Origin of the sequence: Paraburkholderia sp. RL17-373-BIF-A, assembly GCF_046030175.1 — a bacterium.
GTDB lineage: Bacteria > Pseudomonadota > Gammaproteobacteria > Burkholderiales > Burkholderiaceae > Paraburkholderia.
The window spans coordinates 1-595 of sequence record NZ_JARESO010000382.1; the positions used below are offsets into that span (position 1 = coordinate 1).

At 60.8% G+C, this 595-nt stretch carries 1 protein-coding gene; it reads right to left on the reverse strand.

Going from position 1 to position 595, the window contains the following annotated elements; all coding sequences use genetic code 11:
- A partial coding sequence (locus P0D80_RS50980; RefSeq protein WP_408296527.1) for an IS3 family transposase occupies nt 1–595 on the reverse strand: 595 nt, incomplete at both ends.

A 595-nucleotide genomic window follows, 5' to 3' on the forward strand; every position in this document is an offset into this window, starting at 1 on the left:
ACTCGAATGTGGTCGTCTCTGGTTATACAGATTGATGTAGTCGCCGATTGAGCGCCGGGCGTGGCCGACCGATTCATAGGCTTTCAGATACATCTCTTCATATTTCACGCTTCGCCACACGCGCTCGACGAACACGTTGTCTCGCCAGGCACCTTTACCGTCCATGGACAAGCGGATGCCCCGGCTGAGCACGGCCTCGGTGAACACTGTCGCGGTGAACTGGCTGCCCTGGTCCGTATTGACGATTTCAGGTCGCCCATACTTCGCGAACGCTTCTTCCAACGCCTCGACAGCGTGCATCGCCTCCATTGTGATCGCTACGCGGTGGGCCAGTACCTTCCGGCTGGCCCAGTCCACCACGGCGGTCAGGTACACGAAGCCGCGCGCCATCGGGATATAGCTCGTATCCAGTGCCCAGACTTGGTTTGCCTGATTGATCGTCATGCCCCGCAGCAGATACGGCCAGATCTTGTGCTGCGCATTGCGTCGGCTCGTGTTCGGCTTGCAGTACAGCGCCTCGATACCCATGCGCTTCATCAGCGTGCGCACGCGCCTGCGGCCAATCTCGCGCCCCTCGCGACGCAGCAGGCGCGCC